The organism is Streptomyces sp. NPDC017890 (genome assembly GCF_044328675.1).
Classification (GTDB): Bacteria; Actinomycetota; Actinomycetes; order Streptomycetales; family Streptomycetaceae; genus Streptomyces.
Genome location: NZ_JBIRHU010000063.1, coordinates 1 through 5,968, shown reverse-complemented (window position 1 = coordinate 5,968; position 5,968 = coordinate 1). Strand labels below are relative to the sequence as shown.

Annotated in this window: 4 protein-coding genes and 1 pseudogene; all 5 read left to right on the top strand. The window is 62.3% G+C overall.

What is annotated here, in order from left to right:
• A pseudogene (locus ACH4F2_RS35005) lies at positions 1-403 on the top strand (hypothetical protein); the annotation flags it as partial.
• Positions 404-461: 58 nt separating this feature from the next.
• Positions 462-1,013 (top strand): hypothetical protein, encoded by a 552-nt coding sequence (locus tag ACH4F2_RS35000; RefSeq protein WP_350835171.1) that lies wholly within the window; start codon positions 462-464, stop codon positions 1,011-1,013.
• 406 nt (positions 1,014-1,419) lie between these two features.
• Positions 1,420-2,124 (top strand): heme peroxidase, encoded by a 705-nt coding sequence (locus tag ACH4F2_RS34995; RefSeq protein ID WP_166814184.1) that lies wholly within the window; start codon positions 1,420-1,422, stop codon positions 2,122-2,124.
• Between the two features lie 361 nt (positions 2,125-2,485).
• Positions 2,486-4,897: a hypothetical protein gene (locus ACH4F2_RS34990; RefSeq protein WP_360675772.1), complete on the top strand. Its 2,412-nt coding sequence runs from the start codon at positions 2,486-2,488 to the stop codon at positions 4,895-4,897.
• Between the two features lie 226 nt (positions 4,898-5,123).
• Entirely contained in the window at positions 5,124-5,555 is a 432-nt protein-coding gene (locus tag ACH4F2_RS34985) for a hypothetical protein (protein WP_099699025.1), read from the top strand.
• The last annotated feature ends 413 nt before the right edge of the window (positions 5,556-5,968 follow it).

The window sequence follows — 5,968 nt, the reverse complement described above, 5'->3', positions numbered from 1 at the left end:
ACCAGCGGCTCTTGCCGAACGTATTGCGGAGTACCTGCCGGAACGCCTGGGCAGCCCTGACCGGGACGAGCGCCGGTGGACGACGTGCGTGCGCCGCAAACCGTACCTGCCCGACGAGCAAGCGGATTTCGCCGATATCATCGACACGGTCGATCCGTCCTCCGAAGAGGAAGACATCGTCGTATACCTCACCGATCTGCCGCGCCGCGAGGACACCCTCCCGGTGGTGGCCGACGTCAGCGCCGACCACAAATTCGCGCTCATCTCGGTCGCCGGAGTGGGCGGCATCCACATCGAGCGCCGCGTCCGCACCATCACCGAACTCGCCATCGCCCACATCCTCGGTGAGCCGGCACTCATGCCCCCCCGGTGCGGCGCGACGGTTCCGGTCTGCGCAAGTTGAGGACGGCATCCGGTACTTCGCGCCCTCTGGACTGCGGCGACTGCGACTGTTGTCGGGGATGGTGCGCGCCAACCGGCCGTGGCGACTGGTCACCGGACTGTCGAAGGTCCTCGTCGGCGCCTTCGCCACGGGTGCGATCGCGCTGGCCACCAACACGATCTGGTTGTTCGCCGACACGATGGGGCCATGGCGTATGAGTGTGGCGATGATTTTGTCGATCGTGGCGATCATTCTCTGGCTGATCCTCGACCACGAACTCTGGGAGCGGCCGAAGTCGCCGGCGGAACGCGATCGATCGGTGCTGTACAACACCGCGACCGTAGTCACCCTGGTCATCGGTGTCGTCGTGCTGCATGTGGCCCTGTTCTGCCTGCTGCTGTTCACCGCGTGTCTGACTCTTCCCTCGGAACTGCTGTCCAGTGTTCTCGGGCACGGGGTGAACTTCTCCGACTACCTGACGCTCACCTGGCTGCTGGCGTCCATCGCGACCATCGGTGGGGCCCTCGGTTCGGGTCTCGAGGACGACGCCGCCGTCAAAGAGGCGGCGTACGGGGTCCGACAGCGGCAACGCATCGAGGAAACGCGGAGTCGGTCGAACGAGGCGCGATGATCGCGGCCCGGCGAAACATGCGTCCCAACTCAAAAGCGCCGACGAGGTTTGCGATGTACCGTCTGCCGAACCCGCACCGGCACGTCCTGAAACCGGCCCTTGATCGAAACTCGCCGACCAGTACAAACCCGATAGCCCCGTCCACTGATTTTGCCTTCGGGGCGTCAAACGGGCGTCAAACGGGGCAGTCCGAACAAACGGGATCTCGCGGTCGGCTACTCGGAACCAACGCGAAAACACGGGACAGGCAGCTGGTGTGGGCACAGTGTCCGATGAAGAAATGTCATCAGGTTGAGACAGATCGCGGTGGCCATACCGTGAGACCCGACATGAACGCGCATGTCACGGCGTCTCGAAATGTCATCGGCAGCGAGACCCTACACGAAGCACAGATCAGAGGACACACATGCCCACGCCATCAGATGATCGGCTTGAACTCCTCGCGAAGCGCTGCAACGCCGACCTCGGCGATTCTGATCTGTGGTTCCGCCCGGATGGCTACCCGCGCAGCCTTGCTCTGTGCATCATCGACTCGATCGCGTCCACCGGCGCACACTACAACTCCGTCAAAAACGTCCTGAGGCATTACATCGACTTCCGGCAGGCGCAGGGCGGTGATGCCGACACCGACAATGCCGGCGCCCTGTTGGAGACTTTCGACGAACTCGGCGGCCCGAAGGAGTGGGCCGAGATGACGAACAACCGCAAACCGACCTCGACGACCAAAGGTGCTCCGCTCAAGGCTGCGGCTATTCATGAGGCTGCCGGGCGGCTGCGTGAGCTGGGAATCGACAGCACCGACGACCTCCGCGCCGCCGACGCCGACGATCTCGCGAGCGCGAAGAAAGCCTGGGCGCGGGTACCTGGCCAGCGTTCCGGGATCACCTGGAACTACTTCCTGATGCTCGCTGGTACTCCCGGTGTGAAAGCTGATCGCATGGTCATCCGCTACGTCGCCGACGCGATCGGAGCGGTCGCGGAGAATGTGAGCGCAACCGATGCCGCGATGCTTGTGAAAGCGGTCGCCGAAAAATGCGGCCACAACGTCACCCATCTCGATCATGCGATCTGGCGATTCGAATCCGGCCGACCTGTGAACCAACAGAGCTGAGCGCTAGCTGCGGAGCGACCAACTGCACGCCTGACCTTCTGAGTTCAGCGATTCTCCGCCAACGGAACATGTCGGCGGGCCGTGCCACTCTTGCTGTGAAACAGGGCGATGAGACTGCGAGTCGCATCTGCGTTGATCGTGTCCGAGCTTCGCGGGGAAAACGACAGGAGTGAGGTTCAGATGAGTGCTGCGAAAAAGGGTTCACCCGCTGAAGGAGTGGTGGAATTCATCGGTTTCGTTGTCTTCTTGGTGATTGTCATCGGAGCGATTGCCACAGCATGTTCATAAACTCTGGCCGGTGGACGAGTTATCTGCTGGGCGCCTGTTTCGAGGAGTACGACGACCATGAATACTCACCATCATGAGTAACGGACGCAACGCCGACCCCACGGTAGTTGTCGAGAAGAAGAACCGTATTCGCGACACTCATGTGGCGGCGTTGAATTCGCTCGCGGACCGTATCGCCGACTCTGTCGGGCTCCCCCACGGACACGTGCCCTACGTGGATCCGGATCTCGGTGGAATCGATGCGCGAGTTCTTGTTCTGCTGGACAACCCCTCCACGAAAGCTGAGGCCGGGACCGGGTCGGGTCTGCTCAGTCTCGACAACAACGACCGCACTGCACGCAACTGTCGCGAAGCGTATGCCCGCGCCGGTATTTCGTGGTCGGACGTGGTGCATTGGAATGTCGTCCCGTTCCCTGTCTCCGGGGTCAAGAACGGTGGTTCCACCCCGGCCGAACGTGCCCGCTCGGCTCAGTGGACCCGAGAGTTCGTCGCGTTGTGCCCGAATTTGGAGATAGTGCTGTTGTTGGGTGTCGCCGCACGGGACGGGTGGGAGCGCGCCGGCATCGAACGCGACGTGTATGTCGTTCCGGGAAACATTCCTCATTGCTCCGATCGTGGCTTGAACTCGGCCGGCGGACGGGAACGATTCGACGCCGCCATCACCGACATCGCCAGGATGCTTTCCACCGGAAACCACCACACCAGCAGAAAGCGGACATCGATGAACGAGACACCCTCGTCGAACAGTTCATTATCAGAGCCCACTCGACCAGGCACTGCTGCAATGGACCTGTTCGAGGGCGCCGGCCCTGGCAGCGAACTCGCTGTCTCCGTCGAGCCGGAAGGCATTCTCGTTGCCGGGGACCCGGAGGTCGTAGCCGGCTACCTCGCGCGCCTGACCGATCTCGCCGGCGAGGCACTCGATGTTTCCGGCGTCAGCACAACCTCGATGGCCAATGTCGCCGCCGCTGCCGTCGGAGCGAAATCTATTGCCGCCCAGGCCGGTCAGTTCGTGCGACTGTCACCGGACAGCGTCCAGGCATTGAAGACGTACAAAGCGTTGCCGGGTGACAGCGGGTTCTTCCGAATGACCGTCGTCGACCAAGCAGGGAAGTTCCGCCAGCAACTGCAATGGCAGAAAGTATCCCTCGGCCCCACCCAAGCACTGTCCTTCCAACTCATCGCGGTGCAGGTCGCCCTCTCGGTGGCCATCGCGTCGGTGAACGAATCGATCGCCCGCGTCGACGGTAAAGTCGAACAACTCCTCGCCCTCGCCCAAGCGTCCCGAGTCGGTGACGTGGTCGGTCATTTCACAACCTTGGATCGGCTCGTCACCACCCTCGACGAACACGGAACACTGCCGACCGCAGACTGGGAATCTGTTGCCGGACTCCGGCCCACCCTGAATGTGACCATCGAACGCCTCCGAGAACACGTCAAACGCACCTTGGCCGGGTTCGATGCCACTCGCCCGGTCCAGGATCGCGCCGACTATCTCCGCCGAGCAATCGAAGAGAACCGGCTCGGCGAATCCCTGCACCTGTTGGTGGTCGGTGAGCAGTCGCTCTATCTGTGGCAGCGGTTGCGGATCGCGCGCGTGCAGGCCACCGAGCCGCAGCATCTGCAGGTGGTGCTCGACGACGCACGCACAGTGCTGGCAGAGCATTTCGAACGCGACGGCGAACTGTTGCTGCACGCGCGGTCGGAACTGTCGAACTTTGCAAAAATGCACCGACTCGACGGATTCCGGTGGGGCGCCGCCCACAATCTCAAACACGACATCGTCAAACTCAAGAACGACCTCGACGACTTCGCGCAGGCACGTGGCAGCCAGGTCATGGGATGGACCGACCACGAGAGTCCCAGCGTCGTCGACGCCCTGGCGGAAGTCGGCAGTCGGGCAGCGTCCGCAGGCAGTGCTGTCGCCGGCGCGGCCGGCAAAGCGATCGGTGCCGGTGTCTCAGGAGTCGGATCCGGGCTCGGGTGGGTGGGCCGCGGGATCGGAAACCTCGTGGGCTCGGGAAACCAACACGCAGACAAAGTCGAGATACCGACACCTACAACGGAACATCGTCTCGCGGGTGCAGCCACCGCAACCGCACAACCTGACGAGGCGAATCCGAACTCGTGCGACGGCGACGATTCGACATCCGAATCCTCCATGCTCACACACCAACCCGATCGAATCATGCCGTCTTCCGCCCCGATCGCGTACGACGACGACATCTTGCAGCTCATGCTCTTCGGCCATCTACAGGTCGGCGACCAGCTGACGTATCACGATACCGGCCGCGGGCTCACCTACATCGCAACGATCACGCGGGACGGGGCCCTCGACGTCGACGGGAAACGCTACGGGCCACCCTCGGCGCCGTTGACGGACATCATGGGCCGGCAACGGCACGGTTGGAGGGACTGGCAACTGGCCGATGGGCGGCAACTTCGACAGCTGCGGCGACAAGCGTACGCAGAAATGCGCCGCTGACACCCGTCCTAGCTCTGCCACCACACGCCGACCCGTCCACAGGATGAAGCGATCACAAATGACAATGAAAAAATCCTGGCTAGCAGCGCCGATCCTGCTTCTCGCGCTCAGTGCATGCAGCGACCAGGGCACATCCACCGAACCTGCCTCGTCTGAGGGAGCAACTGCAACCGCCACGACACCGAGCTCCTCAGGGACACTCACACCGGTCTCCAGTACCACGATTGTGGAACCCACGACGGAAACCATCGTCGAACCGCCCACAGCGGAGGCAACATTCATCGACACGCCCACGCCGGCGGTGACCAAGCACATCGACTACTGCACCTCGCCCGGCCCGAACACCGCGTTCACGGACGGAACATACGGTTGGACGGACGAATGCGCCGGCCCCGCAGCGATCAACCGGGTCAGCGAAATCACCGCCAACGGAGGATCCTGCGACGGAACCACGTGCACCAACTCACTAGGAATGACCTTCCCCGACCCTCGGGCCGAAGCCGGAATGACCGATGCACCGCCAACAGCTGGCACTCCTCGGACCACGACAAGCACCCCGACAGTAACGAATCCGCCGAACCATCCCCAGGTCCTGTGGTCGAATTGCCTGCAGCAAGGCAACACCCCGGAACAATGCCGGGAAATACTCGACAACTGATTCTCACGCCCAGCGAAAGCCCGGCCAGTCCTGAGCACGTCGGAGCTGCAATTCCGGGGCGGTCTCGACACTCTCACCCGACTTTGATCCACACATTCACTGAGTAGGTCCTGTGGTTTGACTGTATGTTTTTCCGCATCAGCACTCGAGTACCGTCCGACACTGATGGAGACGATATTCGACGTAGGTTCTGCACACGGGTTCTCGACGGAACGAAGAGAAACCCGCTGCGGAGACCCGAATCGGATACTCACTGCATCCTCGGCCACTATCACCTGGGCCACTCGGTACGAGGAAAACACACCGCACACCTTTGGGGGCTCTCCGCATTTGAGCGGGGCGTGTGCTGATTTCATGCTGCTGGTCTCTGCCCTCGGGTGAGGGCGATGTGGACCATGATGCGCCTTCGGTAG